Source organism: Intrasporangium sp. (assembly GCF_040414665.1).
GTDB lineage: Bacteria > Actinomycetota > Actinomycetes > Actinomycetales > Dermatophilaceae > Intrasporangium.
In genome coordinates, this window is record NZ_JBEDUL010000127.1 from 1 (window position 1) to 21715 (window position 21715).

The window sequence follows — 21715 nt, forward strand, 5'->3', positions numbered from 1 at the left end:
GCAGGTCAACACGAGCCTCGTCCGAGACGGCGGCCAGCGCAGGCACCCCCGGCGACACCCCGCCCCTCGCTGCCTGTCCGCTGCTCATGTGAAAACCCTAGACGCGACCACCGACAGCGCCTCTTGCCCACGTCCATGCGCTCGCCCGCGATCGCCAGATTGCCGGCGCAGCAGAGCAGTTCACGACCCAGCCACCACCTGACCAAACGGTCCCAGGTGAGCGAGCTCAGCGGCATACGGCCCGGGAATGGTCAGGTCCGAGCGGCCGTGCGCCGAGCGGTGTAGAGCGCAACCACGACGAGGAGTGCGCCCACGATGATGAGGCTGACGGCAGCCGCAGCGACGCTCGGAAACCAGTCGTAGACCACCATCGGGAGACTGATGAGGACGCCCACGGAGCCGATGCCGAGAATGAGGAGATCGCGGCGGTAGAGGGCCAGCCCGACCAGCGCAGCCGCGGCGAGCAACCCCCAGATCGGGCTGTACCCGCCGATGGCGACGAGCTGGCCGCCGACGAGGACGATGAGCGATCCGATGACGATCGTTGCGCGGGTGGGACGCACCACCCCGATCCAGCCAAGGCCGATCCAGATGACACCGAGGGCCAGCACCGCCGCCGCGACGGCGTCGAACCTCAGGTCGAGCGCTCCTGCGGTCAGCCCGGCAGTGAACGCGGTGCCTGCAGCCGCGACGGCGAGCTGGAGGACGCTCGGCCGCCAGAACCAGAGCACCAGGGCATAGCCGGTGGCCAGGGCGGCCATGAGGGGCGGGACGGCGGTGGCGTCAGCCTCGGGACCGCCGAGGTCGAGGACGTCGTAGAACAGCTTCCCCAACGCTCCCGTGAACGCAACGACGCTGAGCGCCCACAACACCGAACGGAGCCGGCCACCAGCGGCCCCGAGGCGGGAGGGCACAAGGGCACCGGCCACGAGCAACCCGAGGGCCGCCCCGAGGACGATCGCCAACTGGCCGCCGTCACCGAGCCCCGGCCAGAACTGGGAGCCAACGAGAGTGGCCCCCACGAGCACGATGATCCCACCGAGGTAGCCGAGCGCCTCCACGACGAGGGAGGGCTGCTCAGCTGGGCGCTTCTCACCAGCGGTCAGGGCCCGAAGGGCGTCCGCCTGTTGGCTCGTGATGATCCCTTCGGCGACACCTCGCGCGAGGATGCTCTCCAGCGTGGCCATGACGGCCTCCTGACCCACGTAACGGGCCGCGACCCTTGCGGGCGGCGTTGTCACTCAGCCTATTCCGGAGAGGCGCGCCCGCCTGAGATTCCGTACTCATCCACAGGTCTGCGCACAGGCCGGGCGCCTCAGCCGAGGCCGAGCTTCTTCGTCGTGGTCTCCCGCATCTCGACCTTGCGGATCTTGCCCGTCACGGTCATGGGGAACTCGTCGACGATCTCGACGTAGCGCGGGATCTTGTAGTGGGCGAGCTGCCCGGTGCAGAACTCGCGAACCGTCTCGGCCGTGAGCGGCTCGGCGCCCTCCTTCATCCGGATCCAGGCACAGAGCTCCTCGCCGTACTTCTGGTCTGGCACGCCGATGACCTGCGCGTCGAGCACGTCCGGGTGGGTGTAGAGGAACTCCTCGATCTCCCGGGGGTACACGTTCTCACCGCCGCGGATGACCATGTCCTTGATGCGGCCCGTGATTTCGACGTAACCGTCGTCGTGCATGACGGCAAGGTCGCCGGTGTGCATCCACCCGTCCTCGACCGCCTCGGCCGTCTTGTCGGGCTGCTCCCAGTAGCCCAGCATGACGGAGTAACCCTTGGTCATGAACTCGCCGGCCTGGCCGCGCTTGACGGTCTCTCCCGTGGACGGGTCGGTGATCTTGATCTCCAGGTGCGGGTGAACCCGGCCGACGGTCCCGGTCTTCTGCTCGAAGGTGTCGTCGGTGCGGTTCTGCGTCGACACCGGCGACGTCTCCGTCATGCCGTAGCAGATCGTCATCTCCTCGATGCCCGAGGCGATGAGCTTGCGCATCAGCTCGGCCGGGCACGGGGAGCCGGCCATGATCCCGGTGCGCACACTGGAGAGGTCGTAGTCCGCGAAGTTGGGCAGGTTCCACTCGGCGATGAACATCGTCGGCACGCCGTAGAGACTGGTGCACTTCTCGTCCTGGACGGCCTGCAGCGTCGCGGCCGGGTCGAAGCCGGGAGCGGGGATGACCATGCAGGCGCCGTGGCTCGTGCACGCCAGATTGCCCATGACCATGCCGAAGCAGTGGTAGAAGGGCACCGGGATGCACACCCGGTCCTGCTCGGTGTAGCGGCACAGTTCCCCGACGAAGAAGCCGTTGTTGAGGATGTTGCGGTGGCTCAGGGTGGCGCCCTTGGGGAAACCTGTGGTGCCCGACGTGTACTGGATGTTGATCGGGTCAGTCGGCTTCAACGATGCCTGTATGCCGCTGAGCTCGCTCTCGCTCGCCCGGCCGGCTTGCGCGATGGTCGAGTCCCAGTCGTCGGTGCCGATGTAGATCACGCGCTCGAGCCCCGGGACGTCATGTCGGACCTCGTCGACCATCTCGCGGTAGTTGCTCGACTTGAACGACTCCGCCGCGATGAGCGTCGTGATCCCGGCCTGGCCGAGGACGTAGTGCAGCTCGTGCGATCGGTAGGCGGGGTTGATGTTGACGAGGATCGCCCCGATCTTCGCCGTGGCGAACTGCACCAAGGTCCACTCCGAGCAGTTCGGGGCCCAGATGCCGACCCGGTCACCCGTCTTGACGCCGATGGCCAGGAGAGCGCGAGCGAGCGTGTCCACGTCAGCGAGCAGAGCGGCATACGTCCATCTCTTGCCCTGTGCCACGTCGACGAGGGCTTCGCGATCCGGGAAGCGCGCCACGGTGGCGTCGAAGTTGTCACCGATCGTCTCCTCGAGGAGCGGAGTATCGGTCTCGCCGCGGGTGTGCGACAGGGTGGGGTCGAGGACGTCGGCCATGCTTCCTCCGAGGTCGTGCGGCGGTGGACCTGTTTCAGATCGACTCCACCACACCCCCGGCTCATGCACAACGTCGGAGTTGAGCGACGATCCCTAGGCTGTGCCCGTGTGGTACTGGGTCTTCAAGTTCGTCATCATCGGCCCCCTCGCCCGGTGGTACCTGCGGCCGCGGTGGCAGGGGCGTGAGCACCTGCCCCGAAGCGGTCCGTTCCTGCTTGCCGGCAACCACATGACGATGATCGATCCGGCCGTGGTCAGTCTGGGAGTGCCGCGGCGGGTCATCTTCGTGGCCAAGTCCAAGTACTACGCGGGGACGAGCCCCAAGCGCCGGGTGCTGGCCTGGTTCCTGCGCGCCATCGGCCAGGTCCCCATCGACCCGGCGAGCGCGGCGGCGGCCAGTCCCGCGCTCGACACTGCGGGACGGATCCTCCGCGAAGGCGGCGTCGTGGCCCTCTTTCCCGAGGGGACCCGGTCGCCCGACGGACGGCTCTACCGCGGCCGGACGGGCGTCATGCGCCTCGCCCTGCCGCTCGCCGTCCCGGTCATCCCCGTCGCCGTGCAGGGCACCCGTGAGGTCAGGTTCCCGGGGCAGGCGAGCCCTCGCCGCGGTCGAGTCTCGATCGCGTACGACTCCCCCTTCGATCTGTCGCCCTGGGCCAACCGTCCCGACGACCCGGAGGCGTGGCGCGAGGCGACCGATGCGCTCATGACCCGGATCGCGGAGCTCTCTGGACAGGAGTACGCCGACCGCTACGTCACCGAGGACGAGCGGGAGGAGAGGGACCGGCGCACCGGCACCGAGCCCTGATCGGTCATCGGGCGTGGCAGGATCCGACACCGTGGACAGCAACGCGGCCATCGGAGCGGACCTGCCAGGAAAGCCCACAACAGGGGCCTCGCGCGTCAACTGGGCGCCTGCGCTTGTTGCGGGTATCGCACTCGGCGTTGCCAACTCGCTGAGCAACGCGCTCGGTTCCGCGTACGGTCCATTCACCGCCACGCCGGGGCAGGGCGTTCGCTGGCTCGAGTACCTCAGCTCCTGGCTGGGGACACCATGGGCTTGGGCGCTCTTCGCATTCGGAGTCGGCTGGTTCAGTCGACGGCTCCGTGCGGCGACGCTGACGGCCACAGCAGGCCTGCTGCTCGCGGTGCTGGCCTATTACCTGAGCGACGCGATCCTGGGACTGAACGAACAGCTGAGTCTCATCGAGATCCAATTCTGGTCCCTCATCTCCTTGTTCGTCGGTCCGGTCATGGCGGCGCTCGGCGCGCTCGCCCGTCGTCCCCGGGCGTGGAGCTTGCTGCCGGGGCTCGGGGCGCCGGCCGTCATGGTGTACTTCGGGCTCACACGCCCCAGTGGCAACCCGCTGATCCAGCCCTGGGCGCAATGGGCTGTGCTGGTGGCCGCCGCACTCCTCACACTTGCACTCCTGGCCCGGACCGTCCGACTGCAGCTGTCGCCTCGCCGACCCGGGTGAGGGAGCACCCTGCTTGCCGCCAGAGTGCGGATCCGGGACGATCGGGACGTGGGCGGGAAGGCAGTCCAACGCACCGGGCGCAGGGCGCTGGCGAGCCGACTGAGTAGCGTTCTTAGCCTCTGGGGCGCCGGCTTCAGATCGCCGGGGACGGTCTTCGCGGCCCTGCCCCGACGAGGGGAGCCCGCCATCGGGGCGGCTGCAGTACTGACGCGATTCGTCGTCACCGACCTCCTCGAGACGGTTCCCCAGGCAATGCTTGGACGTCGTCCCTTCACACCGACGACGTTGCCCATCACGCCCGATCGTCACTACCGGGTACAGGCCCTGTACCTACCGGCGTTCGGCATGGCCCAGTGGGTGCTCATGGGATGTGTCGCACAGGGCGTGCTGCGGTTGAGCGGGGAGCGAAGCGAGTTGGCGCGTGTGCTGGACGCGATCGGTGTGGGGATGCTCATCCCGATGCCCGCCCTCTGGGCAAGCGACACGCTGATGCTGGCCACCGACACCTACCGGCTACCTGGCCTGGCCGTCACCCACTCGCTGGTCCAGCTGTGGGAGGCCGGCTTGTTCACCGTTGGCCTCCACGCCGCCCTGGGCGTGCCATGGCGACCTGCCGTGATGGCCGGAGCCGCCGCAGGCGCCGTGTACGTGCCGGGTGGAGCGAGGTTCATCCGCTGAAGGTCCGGGGCCAACCGGACGTAGAGCGGGTCGTGCTTGGCAGCCGCGATGAGGTCCGCCGGGGTAGCCCAATCACTCGGCGGAAGTGTGGGACTCAGCCCAGCGGCATACGGAATGCGGCTGGCCGGCAGACTGCGGAACTCGCATCGGGTGGCAGTACGGATCAGCTCTTCCGGAGTCTCAGCCGTCGAGCACCTCACGCAGCCGCGCGGCGAATGCGTCAGGGTCGCCGGTCTGGCCATACTCCCCGCCGAGGAAGCCAGCGTGGCCGCTCGGGAACCGCGTCGGTTCAACACCGAGGGCTGCTGCGACGGCCGCCGCCGCGCGTTGCGTGAGGAGACCCTCCGACTCTGTGCCGTAGGCCACCACCACCCGCGTCGGGGCAGCCTTGATAGCGGCGTAGTCGGGCACGTACTCGGCGGTGTTGACGATGTGGCCGCGACCGAGCATCGGATCGTCCCTCGAGCCGTCGTCCGCGGCCGGCAACCCGAAGCGGGCCGGGTCAGGGGCCGACTGGTCGGTCCAGTCCGCGGGAACCTCGCCGCTGTGCATGACCAGGCCCAGGAACTTCGCCATCCCCGGACCCAGGCCATCGCGCTCATAGGTGTCCCGCACGTCGTGGACGGCCGCCGACGCAGCCTCACGGTCGGGCAGAACCGAGACGAGCGGAGGCTCGTGCGCGACGAGGGTGCGAACCACGTCAGGATGCGCCGCGACGAACGCCAGCATGTTCACCGCGCCACCGCTGCTCGCCAGGACATCGACAGGGCCGGAGCCCAGGGCGGCCCGCATCATCCGGTGGATGTCATCAGCGTGCGTCTCCGGGGTCGGATCCGCGTCGGTGGTGAGCTTGCTGCGCTCGCTCTGCCGCGGGTCGTAGGTGACCACTGTACGGTCGGTGAAGTAGCCGGCCAAGGTCGTGAACCCGGCGGCACCCATGGGTGAGCCGACCATCACCAGCGGGACCTTGTGCGCATCACTGCCAGGGCGGACGTCGTAGGTCAGCACGGCGCCAGGGACGTCGATCGTGTGGGTCGTGGCTTCGGTCATGTACACCTCCTGCAGCTGCTGTTCGTAGGGCCAGGGCTTCCACGCCCCGCGGGGGATGCCCACGGTTGCGGAAGAAAACGGAAGGGCAGGCGGATTCCTGTCCGAAAGAGGACTGTCCGGAGTGCGCTCTACAGTGCCAGACATGACCGAGATCGGGACGGATTGGCGGGTAGTCGATGGCGTTGCGACGGCGTGGTTCGACGCACCTTCGCTGGTCGAAGGGGCTGAGCTGGCCGGGCGCATCGTCGACCTGTCGGCCGAGACTGCAGTCGACCTGCGCGCAACGGGCGTGCAGGTGCGCCTAGGCTCGGACGAGCACGCTGAGGCGGTGTCGGCGGCCGCGCGTGAGCTCGGACTGGCCGCGAAACCCGCGGTGCTGCAGCGCCTGAGCGTCGTCGTCGAGTCCGCCAACCCGTCTGCGGTGAGTCAGTTCTGGCAGCGTGCGCTCGACTACGTGCCTGCAGAGGCCGGTGGTCTGGCGGACCCGTTGCGGCGCGACCCCACGATACGGATCCGGCAGTCGAGCGAGCTGCGGCCGTTGCGAAACCGCATCCACCTCGACGTGGTGCGGCCGGCTGCGGCGGTCGAGAAGGTGGGTCTTGGTGAGGCCTCGGGAGCGTACGGGGTGTGTCACACCGACCCCGACGGCAACGAGGTCGACCTGGTGCCGGGCGACGCGCTGGGCGAGAGGACCGGGACAGCCGACTGGCAGGCGGTGTTCAGCGCGATGGCGTGCTATCGCATCTCGTCCCCGGCGCAGCAGCGTGACCTCACCGCCGCAGCAGCGGCGCTGGCCGACCGCGCGGGCTTCCCGCTGCTGGTGGACCTGCGCCCCGGCCTCGTGATCATCGACAGCGGTAAGGACCAGTGGGAGAAGGACGCCCACCGCCTCGAGCTCGACTTCACCGAGCTCGCCGCAAAGCTCCAGTCCGCTGCCCGCGAGCTCGGGGCCACTGCGGATCCGGCGCTGCCGCGTTTCGCCCAGCTCTTCCTCGACGCCGCCGACGTTGCCGGGATCCGGGCGTTCTGGGTCGCCGCACTCGGATACACGCCCGACCGGCGCGCCGAGGCCAGCGACATCTACGACCCGCGGCGGCTGAACCCGGTGCTGCTCTTCCAAGAGCTCGACGCCTCGGAGACGGAGCGGCGGCGGCAGCGCAACCGCATCCACTTCGAGCTCACTGTGCCGTCGGATCTGGCGCAAACGCGCCTCGCCACGGCGCTGGCAGCCGGTGGCCGGCTCATTGACGAGTCGGAGGATCGCTGGCGGATAGCCGACCCCGAAGGCAACGAAATGGTCATCCTCAGTAGGGAATGAGGTCGAGAGGCGACTTCTGGTCTTCCTCGGCTTCGGTGCCTAGCTTCGCCACACTCGAGGAATGCTCGGGCGTTCGCTCCCCGGAGCGGCAAGTCCGGCTGTTGCCCGTCCTTGATGTTCGGCAAAAGGGTCGATCCCTGTGCAGTTGTCCGGACATGGCAGAAAGAAGCGGCCTGACCCGCGTTTCCGCTGGTCAGGCCGCCCTCTACTGTCTCAACACAGTGCGCACCCGTAGGGATTCGAACCCCAAACCTTCTGATCCGTAGTCAGATGCTCTATCCGTTGAGCTACGGGTGCAGCGTCCGACACGCGGTCGGACGAAGAGTTACCTTAGCGCCTCGGCGCCGCAACCACGAAATCGAGCGGGCGCCCGCCCGCGCGCGAGGCAACACGCCGGGCACCTCACAACTGCTCAGCGAAATTTCAGGGGTCAGTTGACAGCTCCCGGGCGTGTTGCGGGGTCAGGCGGCGGCGGGAGGAGCGGCTCCCAGCGGTCAAGGGGGAGGGGCCCAGCGGCATACGGGCCGAGACGAGGACGCTGCCGCAAACTCTGCAAGAAAGCGGCACATCGTTGCGAAAATCCTTGCAGCGCGGCGTCGTTGTGAGCGGTGTCACCGCTCGGTACCGGCAGCATGGTCAACCGCGTTCGTGGCGCTGGGTACCTTGGTTGCATCACGTCATTTGTTCACCATGCGGACACCTGCTCCCTGCATGCCGCGAGGGAGCCGTGACCGCATGGTGGACGACCACCGGCACGACGCGGTGCCCGACCACCGCGCGAAAGGGATGGGCAAGTTGACCACGACAGATACCACGCACACCTCGACCCACGCGGGCCTGCAGGCCTGGGTCGACGAGGTCGCCGAGCTGACTCAGCCGCGCGACATCCGCTGGATCACCGGCACTGCGGAGGAGTGGACCGAGCTGACCGACCAGCTCGTCGAGGCGGGCACGCTGGTCCGGCTCAACGAGGACAAGAAGCCGAACTCCTTCTGGTGCGCCTCCGACCCCAGCGATGTCGCCCGCGTCGAGGACCGCACCTTCATCTGCTCCCTTGAGGAGAAGGACGCCGGCCCGACGAACAACTGGATGGCGCCGGACGACATGAAGGCGCTCATGACCGACCTCTACCGAGGGTCGATGCGCGGTCGCACGATGTACGTCATCCCCTTCGTCATGGGCCACCTCGACGCGAAGATCCCGATGTTCGGCGTGGAGATCACCGACTCGGCCTACGTCGCAGTCTCGATGCTGATCATGGCCCGCTGCGGGGAGAAGGTGCTGCGCCGGATCGAGGAGACCGACGCCACCTTCGTGCCGGCCCTGCACTCCGTCGGGGCACCGCTCGCCGAGGGCGAGCAGGACATCCCGTGGCCGTGCAACGAGACGAAGTACATCACCCACTTCCCCGAGGAGCGGGTCATCTGGAGCTACGGCTCCGGATACGGGGGCAACGCCCTGCTCGGCAAGAAGTGCTACAGCCTTCGCATCGCCAGTGCCATGGCCCGCGACGAGGGCTGGATGGCCGAGCACATGCTCATCCTCAAGCTGACCAACCCGGAGGGGAAGGTCCACTACATCGCGGCGGCGTTCCCGAGCGCCTGCGGCAAGACGAACCTCGCCATGATCGAGCCGACGATCCCCGGGTGGAAGGCCGAGATGGTCGGTGACGACATCGCCTGGATGCGCTTCGGTGACGACGGCCGGCTCTACGCCGTCAACCCGGAGGCCGGGCTCTTCGGCGTCGCACCCGGCACGGGCGAGTCGACCAACCCGAACGCCATGGCCACGATCAACAAGGGCAACTCGGTCTTCACCAACGTCGCCCTCACCGACGACGGGGACGTCTGGTGGGAGGGGATGACGGACGAGAAGCCGGCCCACCTCACCTCCTGGCTCGGCGAGGACTGGACACCCGAGAGCGACAAGCCCGCGGCCCACCCCAACAGCCGCTTCTGCACCCCGATCGCCCAGTGCCCGATCGCCGCGCCCGAGTGGGAGGACCCGGACGGCGTGCCGATCTCGGCGATCCTCTTCGGCGGCCGGCGCAAGACGACGATCCCGCTGGTCTACGAGTCCCGGGACTGGACGCACGGCACCTTCGTCGGGGCGACGCTCTCCTCCGAGACGACAGCTGCCGCCACCGGTGCCGTCGGCGTCGTCCGGCGGGACCCCATGGCGATGCTGCCGTTCCTCGGTTACAACGTGAGCGACTACTTCGCCCACTGGCTCGAGATCGGCAAGCAGGCGGACGCGTCCAAGCTGCCGAGGATCTACGGAGTCAACTGGTTCCGACGTGACGAGGACGGATCCTTCCTCTGGCCGGGCTACGGCGAGAACAGCCGCGTCCTCAAGTGGATCGTCGAGCGGCTCGAGGGCCAGGTAGAGGCCGTGGAGACGCCCGTCGGCCTCGTCCCGGCCCCCGGCGCCCTCGACATCGACGGCCTCGAGGTCACCGAGGAGCACCTCGAGAAGGCCGGCGCGGTGCGTCCCGCCGAGTGGGTCGACGAGCTGCCCCTCATCGAGGACTGGTTCAAGTCTCTCGGCGACCAGCTCCCGCCGGAGCTGTGGGCCGAGTTCGACGGTCTCAAGGCGCGCTTCGGCGCGCAGTGAGCCGTAGTCCGTCCCGTCGGTGGGATCGGACGACGTGATGCGGAGCCCGGCACCTCATGGGGTGCCGGGCTTTCGCACCCGACGATGCCGTATGCCGCTGTGCCCGCTCGCGCGCGATGGTGCCCTCCCAGGGTGGCTGGGTAGGGGAGGAGCGAGATGGCGTACAAGCGAAACGAGTCGGAGGCCCAGCGTCTCGACCGGAACTTCAACGAGCAGCTCCAGGAACTGCGCATCGCCCAGGCCGGGGTGCAGATCCTCTTCGCCTTCCTGCTGACGATTCCCTTCCAGCAGCGCTTCTCGGCGATCACCGACCTGCAGCGCGGGATCTACCTCGTCGCCCTCATGGCGGCAGCGGTCAGCGTCATCGCCTTCACCGCGCCGGTGGCCCTGCACCGGACCCTGTTTCGCGAAGGGCTCAAGGACTTCATCGTCAGCTACACGAGCCGTCTCATGGCCGTGGGCCTGATCGGGTTGGTGCTGGCCATCGTCGGCGGCATCGTGCTCGTGCTCGACGTCCTGCTGTCGCACGTCGCCGCGTTCGTCACGGGAGCAGTGCTCCTGCTGGTTGCCGTCGTGCTGTGGATCCTCGTGCCTCTGTCGAAGAAGGGCACGGCGCGCCGGGCACGCCCACCTGAGTTCGCTGAGCCGGACTGAGGGGCGACTGGGAGGCACCGACTCGCAGGCCGTGGCCAGACAGGAATGACCAGGACTCCGAGGAGTCCTGGTCATGTCTGGCGGAGGCGGCGGGATTTGAACCCGCGAGAGGTTTTATCCTCAACCCGCTTAGCAGGCGGGCGCACTAGGCCACTATGCGACGCCTCCACGCCCGCGGATCCCGAGGGACACACAAGCGTGCACAGGCTACCGGGAGCGCGCTCCCCGGCCAAAACCGCCCTGGGACTCCTCCACGATGCCCGCCTGATCGGACTCTCCGACCTGATCCGAGGCACCCTTGGCCGCACCACAGACAACCTTGTGTCGACTCAGAGCGTCCACACAGTAGGACAAGGCAGAATGACGACCACCCCGCATGTCTTTTCCCGCCCGAGAGGACCTCATGAGCAACGAGCCGACACGGCCCACCACCGGGAGCGGGGGCCGTCGGTCGTTGCGTCGCGAGCACGCTGTGGGGTTCCGCCGCGCGCTCGGCCTGACCGCCCTCGGCACGCTGGTGCCAGGCGCCGGCCTCACCCGAACCCGGCGGAAGGTTTGGGGTTGGGTCCTGCTCGCGATCTCTCTCGCCCTTCTCGGCCTGGTCGTAGCAGGGTTGGCGACTCGAGGACTGCGACGGTTCGGGCTGGACGTCATCACCCATTCCGCCGCCCTGACGCTGGTGATCGCCGTCAGCCTGGTCGGCGGAGTGGTGTGGTGCGCTTCCATCATCGCCACCGCGGTGCTGGCTCGTCCGCGTAGCCTTGACCGCTCCCGGACCCGAGCGCTGGCGATCTTCACGACCATCATGGTCATCGTTGTTGGGAGTGCTGCGTTCAAGGCAAGCGAGTACGCCTTCATCACCAAGGAGACGGTTGTCGAAGTCTTCAGCGGCGGCGACCTGAAGCCGGGAGAAGGCGCCGTCGTTGTCGAGGGCGAGGACCCATGGGCAGACACGCCGCGGGTCAACATCCTCTTGCTCGGATCCGATGCCGGAGTGGGGCGGACGGGGACGCGCACCGACTCGATGGTTGTCGCGTCCGTTGACACGAAATCGGGCCGGACGGTCCTGATCTCGCTGCCGCGCAACTTCCAGCGCGTCCCGCTCCCGAGGTCGAGCAAACTGCGGGACATCTGGCCCAGCGGGACCTATGGAGTGCCCACCTGCCCGCGTCAACAGATCAACGCCTCCGACCAATGCATGCTGAACGCCATCTGGACCGAGGTCGACGACTACCGGGCCAGGAATCCTGATGCCTACTCCGGCGTGGCGGTGCCGGGTCGCTCGGAGCTCCGGGACGTCATCTCCGAGATCGTCGGCCTGAAGATCAACCACATGGTCGTCATCGACCTCAAGGGCTTCCAGCAGCTCATCGACGCCATGGGTGGAGTGGACGTCAACATCAAGCTGGCGGGACCCAACGGCGACCAGCCACTGCCCTACGGCAAGGACTACGGAAACGGACGGTACTCCGACTACTTCACCAGGTCTGGGGTCCACCACCTCACCGGCTACCAGGCCCTCTGGTACGCCCGCACCCGGGCCGCCGACGGCGACTTCCAGCGGCAATCCCGACAGAGGTGTGTGATCAAGGCGGTGCTCGGCCAGGTCAGACCCTCGGTGATGATCACCAAGTACCCTCAGCTGGCTCGCATCGCTCGCGACAACATCTACACCGATGTCCCGGCCGACACGCTGCCTGCCTTCGCGGAACTGGTGGAGCGGATCCAGAAGTCGTCGATCGACAGCCTCGCGTTCACGCCGGCCGACGGGTTCGACCCAGCACGCCCGGACTACGGCAGGCTCCGGAGGCTCGTCCAGGCCGCCATCGAATCTCCACCAGCCCCCTCTGCCACCCGGTCCACCCCCCTCCCGACGACGAGCGCACCGCGAACGGGCGCACCCACTGCGACGCCGAGCCGTACCCCGCCGGCCAACACAGCTCATGACGAGTGCGCCTGACCACGGCGCGGCGGCGAACTGGCGCTTCACAGATAAGTGTGCAGAATGGTCAGGCTGCCTCCACCAGCCAGGAGTGAAGGATCTGAATGTCCGTGCCCGACGACAGGCGCCTCAGTGCGCCGATGGGTCGTACGCAGGTGCGGCGCCAGCTCCGCTCCGGCTACCGCAGAAGCATGCGGCTGGTCGTCCTCGGCACGACCGTTCCGGGTGCTGGGCTCCTTCGTACGTCCGCCCGCAGGGCGGGAAGTGTCCTGCTGATCGCATTTCTGCTGGGCCTGGCCGCCATCGCTTACCTCGTGGTGGACTGGGGTCCCAAGGGTCTGGGCCTCTACGTGCTCAGCTATCCGGGTCTCCTCCAAGCACTCGTCGTCCTCTTGGCGATCGGAGGGCTGGTGTGGTGCGCCTCCATCGTGGCGACCGCCGTGGCGGGCCGGCCGCAGGGCCTCGACCTCTCACGGACACGGGTCCTGGCCATGGTCACGACGTTGATGGTCGCGTTGGTCGCCACCGGGACATACAAGGGCGCCGAGTTCCTGCTCATCACCCAGGACACTCTGGGCCAGGTCTTCAGCTCGAACCATCTCAAGCCAGGTGATGGCGCCAAGGTCCTCGACGAACCGAACGTCGATCCGTGGCGCGACACCCCTCGCGTCAACATCCTCCTGATGGGCTCGGACGCGGGGACCGGGCGCGTGGGGACCCGGCCTGACTCGATGATCGTCGCGAGCATGGACACGCGGACCGGCAACACCGTCCTCATCTCGGTGCCGCGCAACTTCGAGTGGCCTCCCCTGCCGGCTGACAGCCCGTTGCGCCAGCTCTGGCCGGAAGGGTCCTATGGGGGCACCCACGACCTCCCCAACTGCCCGCGCAAGGCCAAGGACTCGGCCGACCCGTGTGCGATCAATGCGATCTGGACCGAGGTCGACGAGTTCCGGGAGACGCATCCGGAGGCCTTCCCGGGGGACGACGTGCCCGGTCGTACACAGACGCGTGACGTTGTGGGCGAGGTCCTCGGCCTCAAGATCGACCACATGGTCGTCATCGACCTGAAGGGCTTCAAGGAGCTCGTCAACGCGATGGGTGGCGTGGAGGTCAATGTCCAGCTCAGCGGGTACGGCGGCAAACTGCCGATCGGTGGCAAGATCGTCAACGGCCAACTTGTCGGCGTCGTCGACTGGTTCGAACCGGGCAGGCGCCGGCTCTCCGGCTATCACGCCCTGTGGTACGCCCGAACCCGCGCGGCGGACACCGATGAGCATCGCCAGATGCGTCAGCGTTGCCTCATCCAGGCGGTTGTCGACCAGATCGATCCAGCGTTCATGCTCACCAAGTACGCGAGCATCGCGAAGATCCTGCAACAGAACGTCTACACCGACATCCCTGGGCAGCACCTGCCCGCCTTCGTCAAGCTCGTCGAACGGGTTCAGAAGGGGAAGATCACCAGTCTGGGCTTCTCCGCGAAGAACGGGTTCCCCTACAGCAGCAACCCCGACTACGAGCGGGTCCGCACTCTCGTGCAGAAGGCGATCAACCCGCCGAAGCCGACGAGCAAGCCGACGACCTCCACGAAGACGGCAAAGCCCACGCCCACGCCGACGACCAAGGCCACCCCGACGGAGCAGCCCGACGTCGACGAGTGCGCCTGAGCCCGCCACGACGCGAGGCGACCGACGGACGAACAAAGCCCCCCGGCACAGCCGGGGGGCTTCGTCACAAACGACTGAATGGGTGTCGCTCGTTGCGTTCGATCCTTGGGATCAGAGCGGACGCACTGCGTCGGCCTGCGGACCCTTCGGACCCTGCGTGACCTCGAACTCGACGCGCTGCGCCTCGTCCAGCGAACGGTAGCCGTTCGTCTGGATGGCCGAGTAGTGGACGAAGACGTCGGGGCCGCCGCCGTCCTGGGCGATGAAACCAAAGCCCTTCTCAGCGTTGAACCATTTGACGGTTCCCTGTGCCATACGGGTAACTCTTTCCTTCTTTAGCCAGTGGGATCACGCACCTCGCGTGGTCCCAGGCTGCCGCTTCTGCCACTCGTCGGGCGAACCCGTCGACGTCGATACTGAAAACCCGTCACCTTGTGGATGACGGGCACCTACTCGACTGCGAGGAACTGCAACTGCAACCGCGACGAACTTAGCACGCTACTCGCGGGTCGTCCTGTTGGAACCTCAGGCAATTTGGCGATTCATCAGGAGTTCGCCGGATCTCCGTGTCACGTGCCCCTCTTCGCGTGCACGGGCGGCCGGTCGCCCCGGATCGTGGCGACCATGTCAACCACTCTGCGCGTGGCCCGTACGTCGTGCGCGCGGAAGACCGTGGCGCCGAGCCAGGCGGCGACGGCCGTTGCGGCCAAGGAGCCCTCGAGCCGTTCCTCGGGCGGCAGGTCGAGGCTCTCGCCGACGAAGTCCTTGCGCGACAAGGCCTGGAGGACGGGATAGCCAAGGGCCGCGAGGTCAGCCGTGTGTCGAAGCACCTCGAGGGAGTGCTGGGTTGTCTTGCCGAAGTCCAGCGTCGGGTCGATGAGGATGCGCTCGGGCGGTATGCCGCTGAGCTCGGCCGCGCGGGCGCCGCGCACGAGGGTGGTCACGACGTCGCGCACCACGTCGAGCGGGTCGTCGCCGTAGGTGACGTCGACGGGGTCGGTGCGCGGCGGCAGGCCGCCGGCGTGCGAGACGACATAGCCCGCACCGAGGTCCGCGGCGACGTGGACGAGCGCGGGATCGGCCCCGGCCCAGGTGTCGTTGATGAGGTCCACCTCGGACCCGGCGGCGGCTCGGGCGACGCCCGAGCGCCACGTGTCGAGACTGAGGATGACGTCGGGGTGGGTGTCCCGGGCCCACTCGAGGAAGGGCACGACGCGGCGGATCTCCTCCGCCTCGTCGACCTGCTCCCCCTCCTGCCCGGCCCGTACGCCACCGACATCGACGAGGTCGGCGCCGAAGTCGAGCGCCTCATCGAGGGCCCGCTTCGCGGAGTCGAGCTGCGCGTGACGGTTGCCGGCGAAGAACGAGTCCGGCGTCCGGTTGACGATCGCCATGACCGCAGGACGCGTCGCGTCGAAGGTCCGCCCCCGCAGCACCAGCGGCGGCGGCGCGGGCAGGGCCAGCGGCGCGAGGCCGGCGACCGCGGCGGCGAGGGCCGCGTCCCAGTCGCGGGCTCGCGGGCCCACGGCGGGCTGCTCATCGGGGACGGTCACGACTCCTTACCTTACGGAGCGCCGTGTCACCTGGATGACAGGGCTGGGGTCACCCAGGTGACAGCCCGGGACCTGCCTGCGGGAGCACGCTGTGGGACATCAGCCGAACTCTCACCCACCAGGGAGTCACCATGAACGCCATCGCCCTCGAGACCCGGCACTCCTCGCACACCTGGGACGTCGAGTCCCTCACCCCGTGGCACGACGGGGCCTGCTGGGTCCCCGGCCGTCATCACGACGAGCTGGCTCCCGCCGAGGCAGCCCGGGCTCGCGACCCACGGACCGACGTCCGCGCCGCCTGACCGCTGGCCCGGTGCGAGACGGGATCAGGACGCGATGAACCGCCGAAGTGCGGCCGCATCGACGATCTCCAGTCGACCGCCGTCCGCCGTCCTGACCCAGCCCCTTCTGACCAGGGCCGCCAAGGCACGGTTGAGGGACTGCCGGGTCACCCCGAGCATCGTCGCCACGCCGGACTGACTCGTGACGAAGGTCGTCGTCAGGCGACCGCCGCCGGCATCGACGGCCTGCTCGAGGATGAGCTTGCCGAGCCGCCGGGGCAGGTCGAGCAGCACGAGGTCGGCGGTGGTGTCCGTCAGGTGGCGCACCGTCGCAGCCAACTGCTGGGCGACGTGCCACGCCGAGTCGGGGCTCGACCGGAGCACCTCCCGGACGACCCCACTCGGGACGGCGACCAGCACGGAGGGTTCGGCCGCGTCGACCGAGGCGGACCGGGGCTGCTCGTCCACCACCGACAACTCGCCGATGGTCACCCCAGGCTCGATGAAGCTCAGGGTCAACTCGTCGCCCTGGGGGGAGTCGCGGAAGACCCTGAGGCGACCGCTGCGGACCAGGAGGAACGTGTCACTCGGCTCACCCTCGATGAAGATGACCTGCCCCCGACCGACCCGCTGGACATAGGCCCGCTCGCCGAGGCGCCCGAGGGCCTCGGGGTCGAGGCCCGCGAAGAGCTCAACCCCTGCCAGGTCCCGCGCGATGTCCACCACGAGACCAGTCTCACCGATGCGCGACGGTCGGGACAGCAGGCACACGGCACAGCACAAGAACCACACGACGGGGAGGAAAGGGGGTCCACGCCCTGGCCAATTGGTGGGAAGTTGGCCAGGGCAGCTGGACTCGGCGCGGGGGCCCGGAAGAGGGCGCCGGACCCCGCGCCGGCCCGCTGACGAGGTTCACCTGCCTGGCGGAGGGCGTGGGATTCGAACCCACGATGGGCGAGAACCCATAGCGGTTTTCAAGACCGCCGCACTAGGCCACTATGCGAGCCCTCCAGGTGCGGCCGAGTGTAGCCAAGCCCTGGGCTGGACCCCGAATCGATCGGTCGCGAGGGGCACCCTCGACGAGGCCGGACACAAGGGGGCCCCGTTGCGCAGGGGGATACACAACGGGGCCGCGGGGAGGCAGAGCGCCTCATCCTCGGTGTACCCACCGGCTCGGCAGGCAAACACCTCAGGCACAAGGAAATTTCAGATGAACATCGCGGGATCGAGCCACTGGTTCGTCACGCCCTTCTTGGGGAACCGCAGCACCGCCGGCACGCCGACTGCCACGGCTCCAGAGGGGACGTCCTTGACGACGACGGCGTTGGCCCCGACCTGGGTGTCGTCACCGACCGTGACCGGGCCGAGGATCCGGGCGCCCGAGCCGATGGTGACGCGGTTGCCGACCGTCGGGTGGCGCTTGACCCGCGCCAGCGAGCGCCCACCGAGCGTGACGCCGTGGTACATCATCACGTCGTCACCGATCTCCGCGGTCTCGCCGATGACGACACCCATCCCATGGTCGATGAAGAAGCGTCGCCCGATCCGCGCGCCGGGATGGATCTCCACGCCGGTGACAGACCGCGTGATCGTCGCGAGGACCCGAGCCGGCAGCCTTCCGCCGGGGAGCTTCCACAGCTCGTGCAGGCCTCGGTGCGCCCAGATCGCGTGCAGCCCCGGTGACGTCAGCACGACCTCGAGACGTGACGTCGCCGCCGGGTCCCGCTCGATGGCACCGTCGACGTCCTCGAGAAAGCGCGCCGACACCTCACGGGCCTTTCGGACGAGACCGAGCCCAGCGGCATACGGCATGTTCTTCTCCGTATGCCGCTGAGCCGGCTCCACGTCGGACGCGCGGACGAGCTTCAGCGGGGTCTCGGGCGCTGGACGTGCGCGCTCACCCTCGTCGTTCACGGCAGTGCTCATGGGATCTCCTGGGAAGGACGTCAGTCGACGAGGCCCTCGAAGAGGACGGTGGACAGGTAGCGCTCGCCGAACGACGGGATGATGACGACGATCGTCTTGCCCTTGTTCTCGGGGCGGGCCGCTACTTGCGCTGCGGCAGCGATGGCGGCACCCGAGCTGATGCCGACGAGCAGGCCCTCCTCGGTGGCCGCGCGCCGGGCGTACTCGACCGAGGTGGCCACGTTGACGTCGATGACCTCGTCGTAGATGTCGGTGTCGAGGATCTCGGGCACGAAGTTGGCCCCGAGGCCCTGGATCTTGTGTGGACCGGGCTGACCGCCGTTGAGGATCGGCGACTCCTCAGGCTCGACGGCGATCATCGTGACGTCGGGCTTGCGGGACTTGAGCACCTGGCCGACGCCCGTGATCGTGCCGCCGGTGCCGATACCGGACACGACGATGTCAACCTTGCCGTCGGTGTCCTTCCAGATCTCCTCGGCGGTCGTCTTGCGGTGGATCTCCGGGTTCGCCTCGTTGGCGAACTGGCGGGCGAGGACGCCTCCGCGCTCGGCCGCGATCTCGTCGGCGCGCTGGACGGCACCCTTCATCCCGGTGGCCGGGTCGGTGAGGACGAGTTCGGCACCGAAGGCTCGCAGGAGGGCGCGGCGCTCCTTCGACATCGACTCCGGCATGGTCAGGACGACGTTGTAGCCGCGCGCGGCGCCGACCATGGCGAGCGCGATGCCGGTGTTGCCCGACGTTGCCTCGACGATCGTGCCGCCCGGCTTCAGCTCACCGCTCGCCTCCGCGGCATCGACGATCGACACCCCGATCCGGTCCTTCACGGAGCTGGCCGGGTTGTAGAACTCCAGCTTCGCGACGACGGTCGCCTCGGCACCGTCGGTGACCTTGTTGAGTCGGACGAGTGGCGTGTTGCCGATCAGCTTGGTCACGTCGTCGTAAATGGGCATTGGGTGGCTCCCTCTGGCGAAGCGGTGGTAGTCAGCGGTGGTAGGACGGGGATGGTGGTCCGATCGTCGGAGACAATCGAATCCAGCTTATGAATATTCCAACACAAGGTTATCCACTGCCAAGTCCCGGCCAGCGCAATCTCACCTGCTGGTGGACCGCTGGGACCGGTGTCACACTGAACTAAGCATCTGCTCAGTCCTCAGTAGACTCCCGGCCATGAGTGCGCTCCAGATCATCGCGATCGTCATCTGCCTCGCCACGACGGTGGTGGCCATCGCGTTGCTCGCCCGGACCGTCAACCATTACCTCGCGACGTTCCGCCTCGGCCAGCCCGAGGATCGGGGGGACAACAAGGGCGAGCGGACACGGACGCTGCTGCGTGAGTTCCTCGGGCACACTCGGATGGCTCGCCTGCCCGTGGTCGCGATCGCGCACTGGGTGACGATGGTCGGCTTCGGCTACCTGTTCCTCACCCTGGTGACGGCGTTCGGCCAGCTCTTCGAGCCGTCCTTCGCGCTGCCCCTCATCGGCCACTTCCCGCCGTTCGAGTGGGTCACGGAGGCGCTCGCGTGGACCGGACTGGTCGCCATCCTCGCGCTCATCACGATCCGCCAGAAGAACCACCCGCGCTCCGCTCCGGGTGACGGCGGCCGCCGCAGCAGGTTCTTCGGATCCACCTGGTGGCAGGCGTACTACGTCGAGCTGACGATCCTCGGCGTGATGATCTGCATCCTGCTCCTCCGGCCGCTCGAGTATGCCCTGGAGAAGGTGAGCGGGGGCGACGGCGCGACGGCGCTGCACTATCCGCTGACCGGCTGGCTCGGCGAGAGCTTCGCGGGGATGTCGGTGAGCGCGCTGGAGACCGCCATCGTCGTCGTCGCGGCGATCAAGATCCTCATCTCCTTCGCGTGGATGATCACCATCGCGTTGACCCCGACCATGGGGGTGGCCTGGCACCGCTTCCTCGCCTTCTTCAACATCTTCTTCAAGCGCCACGCCGACGGTCGCACCAGCCTCGGTGCGCTCCAGCCGATCAAGGTCGGCGGCGAGGTGCTCGACTTCGAGAAGGTCGAGGAGCTCGACGAGGACGCCGCACTCGGCGTCGGCAAGGTGGAGGACTTCACCTGGAAGGGGCTGCTCGACTTCACCACGTGCACCGAGTGCGGGCGCTGCCAGAGCCAGTGCCCGGCCTGGAACACCGACAAGCCGCTCTCGCCCAAGCTGCTCGTCATGGCGCTGCGCGACCATGCCCACGCCAAGGCGCCCTGGCTGCAGGCCTCCGAGGAGGTCCGGGCGACCGGCATCGAGCAGGCGGCAAACGGCTTCTCCGACAAGACGAAGGCCGCCGTTGCCGTGGACCAGCTCGTCGGGGAGACCGGCTACGACATCCGTGACCCGCTCGGCGCCTACCTGCCCTTCGGGACACCGGATGGCGGCGGAGCCGTCATCGACGAGGACGTCATCTGGTCCTGCACGACCTGTGGCGCGTGCGTCGAGCAGTGCCCGGTCGACATCGAGCACGTCGACGCCATCGTCGACATGCGTCGCTACAAGAACCTCATCGAGTCGGCCTTCCCGTCCGAGCTCGGTGGCCTGTTCAAGAACCTCGAGAAGAACGCCAACCCGTGGGGGCTCGCGCCGCGGCTGCGGATGGACTGGGCCAAGGACCTGCCCTTCGAGGTGCGTCAGGTGGGTGCCGACGTCGAGTCCCTGGACGAGGTCGACTACCTGTTCTGGGTCGGCTGCGCCGGCGCCTACGAGGACCGGGCAAAGAAGACGACGCGAGCCGTCGCGGAGCTGCTCGACCTCGCCGGCGTCTCGTTCGCCGTCCTCGGCGACGGCGAGTCGTGCACGGGAGACCCTGCCCGCCGGGCCGGCAACGAGTTCCTCTACCAGATGCTTGCCCAGCAGAACGTCGAGGTGCTGGGCGAGATCGGCGCGACGAAGATCGTCGTCACCTGCGCGCACTGCTTCAACACGATCAAGAACGAGTACCCGCAGCTGGGCGGCAGGTACGAAGTGCTGCACCACACCCAGCTGCTCAACCGGCTCGTCCGCGAGAAGCGCCTGACGCCCGTGGCGCGACCGGGCGAGGGCGACGGCCTGGGGCTGTCCCGGGCCGGGTCGACCGGCTCCAAGGTGACCTACCACGATCCCTGCTACCTCGGTCGGCACAACCAGGTCTATGCACCTCCGCGTGAGCTGCTGCAGGTGCTCCCGGGCGTCGAGTACGCCGAGATGGAGCGCAGCGGGGAGAAGTCCTTCTGCTGCGGGGCCGGTGGGGCGCGCATGTGGATGGAGGAGAAGCTCGGCACGCGGATCAACAACAACCGCACGGCCGAGGCCCTCGCCACCGGCGCCGACCGGATCGCGGTCGGCTGCCCCTTCTGCAAGGTGATGCTCACCGACGGCCTCAACGCCGCTGTCCAGGAGGGCAAGAAGGCGGAGGGCGAGGTCGAGGTCGTCGACGTCGCACAGATGCTCCTCGCCGCCGTCCGTCGCGGCGGGGAGGGCCAGGCGCGCGACGAGGCCGACGCCGTGCCCGACGTCCCGACGCCCCAGCCCGCCACCTGATCCCAGCCGACTCGTGCCCACCGATCGAGTGAACAAGAATCGGGGACAGCCGGCCTGAAAGCTGTTCTCTCGATCATGCGGGG

18 protein-coding genes and 3 tRNA genes are annotated in these 21715 nt (G+C 68.1%); 10 read left to right on the top strand and 11 right to left on the bottom strand.

Annotation, left to right across the window (positions count from 1 at the left end; translation table 11 throughout):
* Positions 1-251 precede the first annotated feature (251 nt).
* Together ABF401_RS13170 and ABF401_RS13175 are read right to left on the bottom strand one after the other, a co-directional pair.
* Positions 252-1187, bottom strand: a complete 936-nt coding sequence (locus ABF401_RS13170; RefSeq protein ID WP_353510018.1) for a DUF2157 domain-containing protein — start codon at positions 1185-1187, stop codon at positions 252-254.
* 128 nt (positions 1188-1315) lie between these two features.
* The gene (locus tag ABF401_RS13175) at positions 1316-2947 is read right to left on the bottom strand and encodes an AMP-binding protein (RefSeq protein ID WP_353510019.1); all 1632 of its coding nucleotides are present in this window, start codon (positions 2945-2947) and stop codon (positions 1316-1318) included.
* 106 nt (positions 2948-3053) lie between these two features.
* On the opposite strand from ABF401_RS13175, the gene ABF401_RS13180 reads away from it, so the two are divergent.
* From ABF401_RS13180 to ABF401_RS13190, 3 genes are read left to right on the top strand one after another with little or no spacing between them, the layout of a single operon-like run.
* The gene (locus ABF401_RS13180; RefSeq protein WP_353510020.1) at positions 3054-3755 is read left to right on the top strand and encodes a lysophospholipid acyltransferase family protein; all 702 of its coding nucleotides are present in this window, start codon (positions 3054-3056) and stop codon (positions 3753-3755) included.
* A 31-nt stretch (positions 3756-3786) separates the two neighbouring features.
* Entirely contained in the window at positions 3787-4425 is a 639-nt protein-coding gene (locus ABF401_RS13185) for a DUF6518 family protein (RefSeq protein WP_353510021.1), read from the top strand.
* Between the two features lie 48 nt (positions 4426-4473).
* Entirely contained in the window at positions 4474-5103 is a 630-nt protein-coding gene (locus tag ABF401_RS13190) for a hypothetical protein (protein WP_353510022.1), read from the top strand.
* Between the two features lie 180 nt (positions 5104-5283).
* Here ABF401_RS13190 and ABF401_RS13195 read toward each other — a convergent pair whose 3' ends face one another.
* Positions 5284-6153 carry an alpha/beta fold hydrolase gene (locus tag ABF401_RS13195; protein ID WP_353510023.1) on the bottom strand — a complete coding sequence of 290 codons (870 nt, stop codon included), beginning with the start codon at positions 6151-6153 and terminating at the stop codon, positions 5284-5286.
* Between the two features lie 142 nt (positions 6154-6295).
* Between ABF401_RS13195 and ABF401_RS13200 the strand changes: the two genes are divergently transcribed.
* Positions 6296-7471, top strand: a complete 1176-nt coding sequence (locus ABF401_RS13200) for a VOC family protein (protein ID WP_353510024.1) — start codon at positions 6296-6298, stop codon at positions 7469-7471.
* A gap of 224 nt (positions 7472-7695) precedes the next feature.
* Here ABF401_RS13200 and ABF401_RS13205 read toward each other — a convergent pair.
* Positions 7696-7768, bottom strand: a tRNA-Arg gene (locus tag ABF401_RS13205).
* Positions 7769-8257: 489 nt separating this feature from the next.
* Between ABF401_RS13205 and ABF401_RS13210 the strand changes: the two genes are divergently transcribed.
* Together ABF401_RS13210 and ABF401_RS13215 are read left to right on the top strand one after the other, a co-directional pair.
* The gene (locus tag ABF401_RS13210; protein ID WP_353510033.1) at positions 8258-10084 is read left to right on the top strand and encodes a phosphoenolpyruvate carboxykinase (GTP); all 1827 of its coding nucleotides are present in this window, start codon (positions 8258-8260) and stop codon (positions 10082-10084) included.
* 156 nt (positions 10085-10240) lie between these two features.
* Positions 10241-10738: a DUF6328 family protein gene (locus ABF401_RS13215; protein ID WP_353510025.1), complete on the top strand. Its 498-nt coding sequence runs from the start codon at positions 10241-10243 to the stop codon at positions 10736-10738.
* Between the two features lie 78 nt (positions 10739-10816).
* Here the strand turns inward: ABF401_RS13215 and ABF401_RS13220 are convergent.
* Positions 10817-10906 (bottom strand) — tRNA-Ser (locus ABF401_RS13220).
* A gap of 235 nt (positions 10907-11141) precedes the next feature.
* On the opposite strand from ABF401_RS13220, the gene ABF401_RS13225 reads away from it, so the two are divergent.
* Together ABF401_RS13225 and ABF401_RS13230 are read left to right on the top strand one after the other, a co-directional pair.
* Positions 11142-12698, top strand: coding sequence for an LCP family protein (locus tag ABF401_RS13225; protein ID WP_353510026.1), 1557 nt, complete (start codon positions 11142-11144; stop codon positions 12696-12698).
* An 86-nt stretch (positions 12699-12784) separates the two neighbouring features.
* Positions 12785-14347: an LCP family protein gene (locus tag ABF401_RS13230; protein WP_353510027.1), complete on the top strand. Its 1563-nt coding sequence runs from the start codon at positions 12785-12787 to the stop codon at positions 14345-14347.
* 111 nt (positions 14348-14458) lie between these two features.
* Here the strand turns inward: ABF401_RS13230 and ABF401_RS13235 are convergent, their stop codons facing one another.
* Both ABF401_RS13235 and folP read right to left on the bottom strand, forming a co-directional pair.
* A complete protein-coding gene (locus tag ABF401_RS13235; RefSeq protein WP_034805904.1) occupies positions 14459-14662 on the bottom strand; it encodes a cold-shock protein in 204 nt (67 codons plus the stop codon).
* Between the two features lie 254 nt (positions 14663-14916).
* A complete protein-coding gene (gene folP, locus ABF401_RS13240) occupies positions 14917-15810 on the bottom strand; it encodes a dihydropteroate synthase (RefSeq protein ID WP_353510034.1) in 894 nt (297 codons plus the stop codon).
* Between the two features lie 221 nt (positions 15811-16031).
* Between folP and ABF401_RS13245 the strand changes: the two genes are divergently transcribed.
* Positions 16032-16202 carry a hypothetical protein gene (locus ABF401_RS13245; RefSeq protein ID WP_353510028.1) on the top strand — a complete coding sequence of 57 codons (171 nt, stop codon included), beginning with the start codon at positions 16032-16034 and terminating at the stop codon, positions 16200-16202.
* A gap of 24 nt (positions 16203-16226) precedes the next feature.
* On the opposite strand, the gene ABF401_RS13250 is transcribed toward ABF401_RS13245, so the two are convergent.
* The 4 genes from ABF401_RS13250 to cysK form a co-directional block, all read right to left on the bottom strand.
* Positions 16227-16907 (bottom strand): Crp/Fnr family transcriptional regulator, encoded by a 681-nt coding sequence (locus ABF401_RS13250; protein ID WP_353510029.1) that lies wholly within the window; start codon positions 16905-16907, stop codon positions 16227-16229.
* 195 nt (positions 16908-17102) lie between these two features.
* Positions 17103-17192, bottom strand: a tRNA-Ser gene (locus ABF401_RS13255).
* Positions 17193-17387: 195 nt separating this feature from the next.
* Positions 17388-17993 (bottom strand): serine O-acetyltransferase EpsC, encoded by a 606-nt coding sequence (epsC, locus tag ABF401_RS13260; protein ID WP_502908239.1) that lies wholly within the window; start codon positions 17991-17993, stop codon positions 17388-17390.
* A gap of 134 nt (positions 17994-18127) precedes the next feature.
* A complete protein-coding gene (cysK, locus tag ABF401_RS13265; protein ID WP_353510031.1) occupies positions 18128-19057 on the bottom strand; it encodes a cysteine synthase A in 930 nt (309 codons plus the stop codon).
* A gap of 217 nt (positions 19058-19274) precedes the next feature.
* Between cysK and ABF401_RS13270 the strand changes: the two genes are divergently transcribed.
* Positions 19275-21632 carry a (Fe-S)-binding protein gene (locus ABF401_RS13270; protein ID WP_353510032.1) on the top strand — a complete coding sequence of 786 codons (2358 nt, stop codon included), beginning with the start codon at positions 19275-19277 and terminating at the stop codon, positions 21630-21632.
* Positions 21633-21715: the final 83 nt, after the last annotated feature.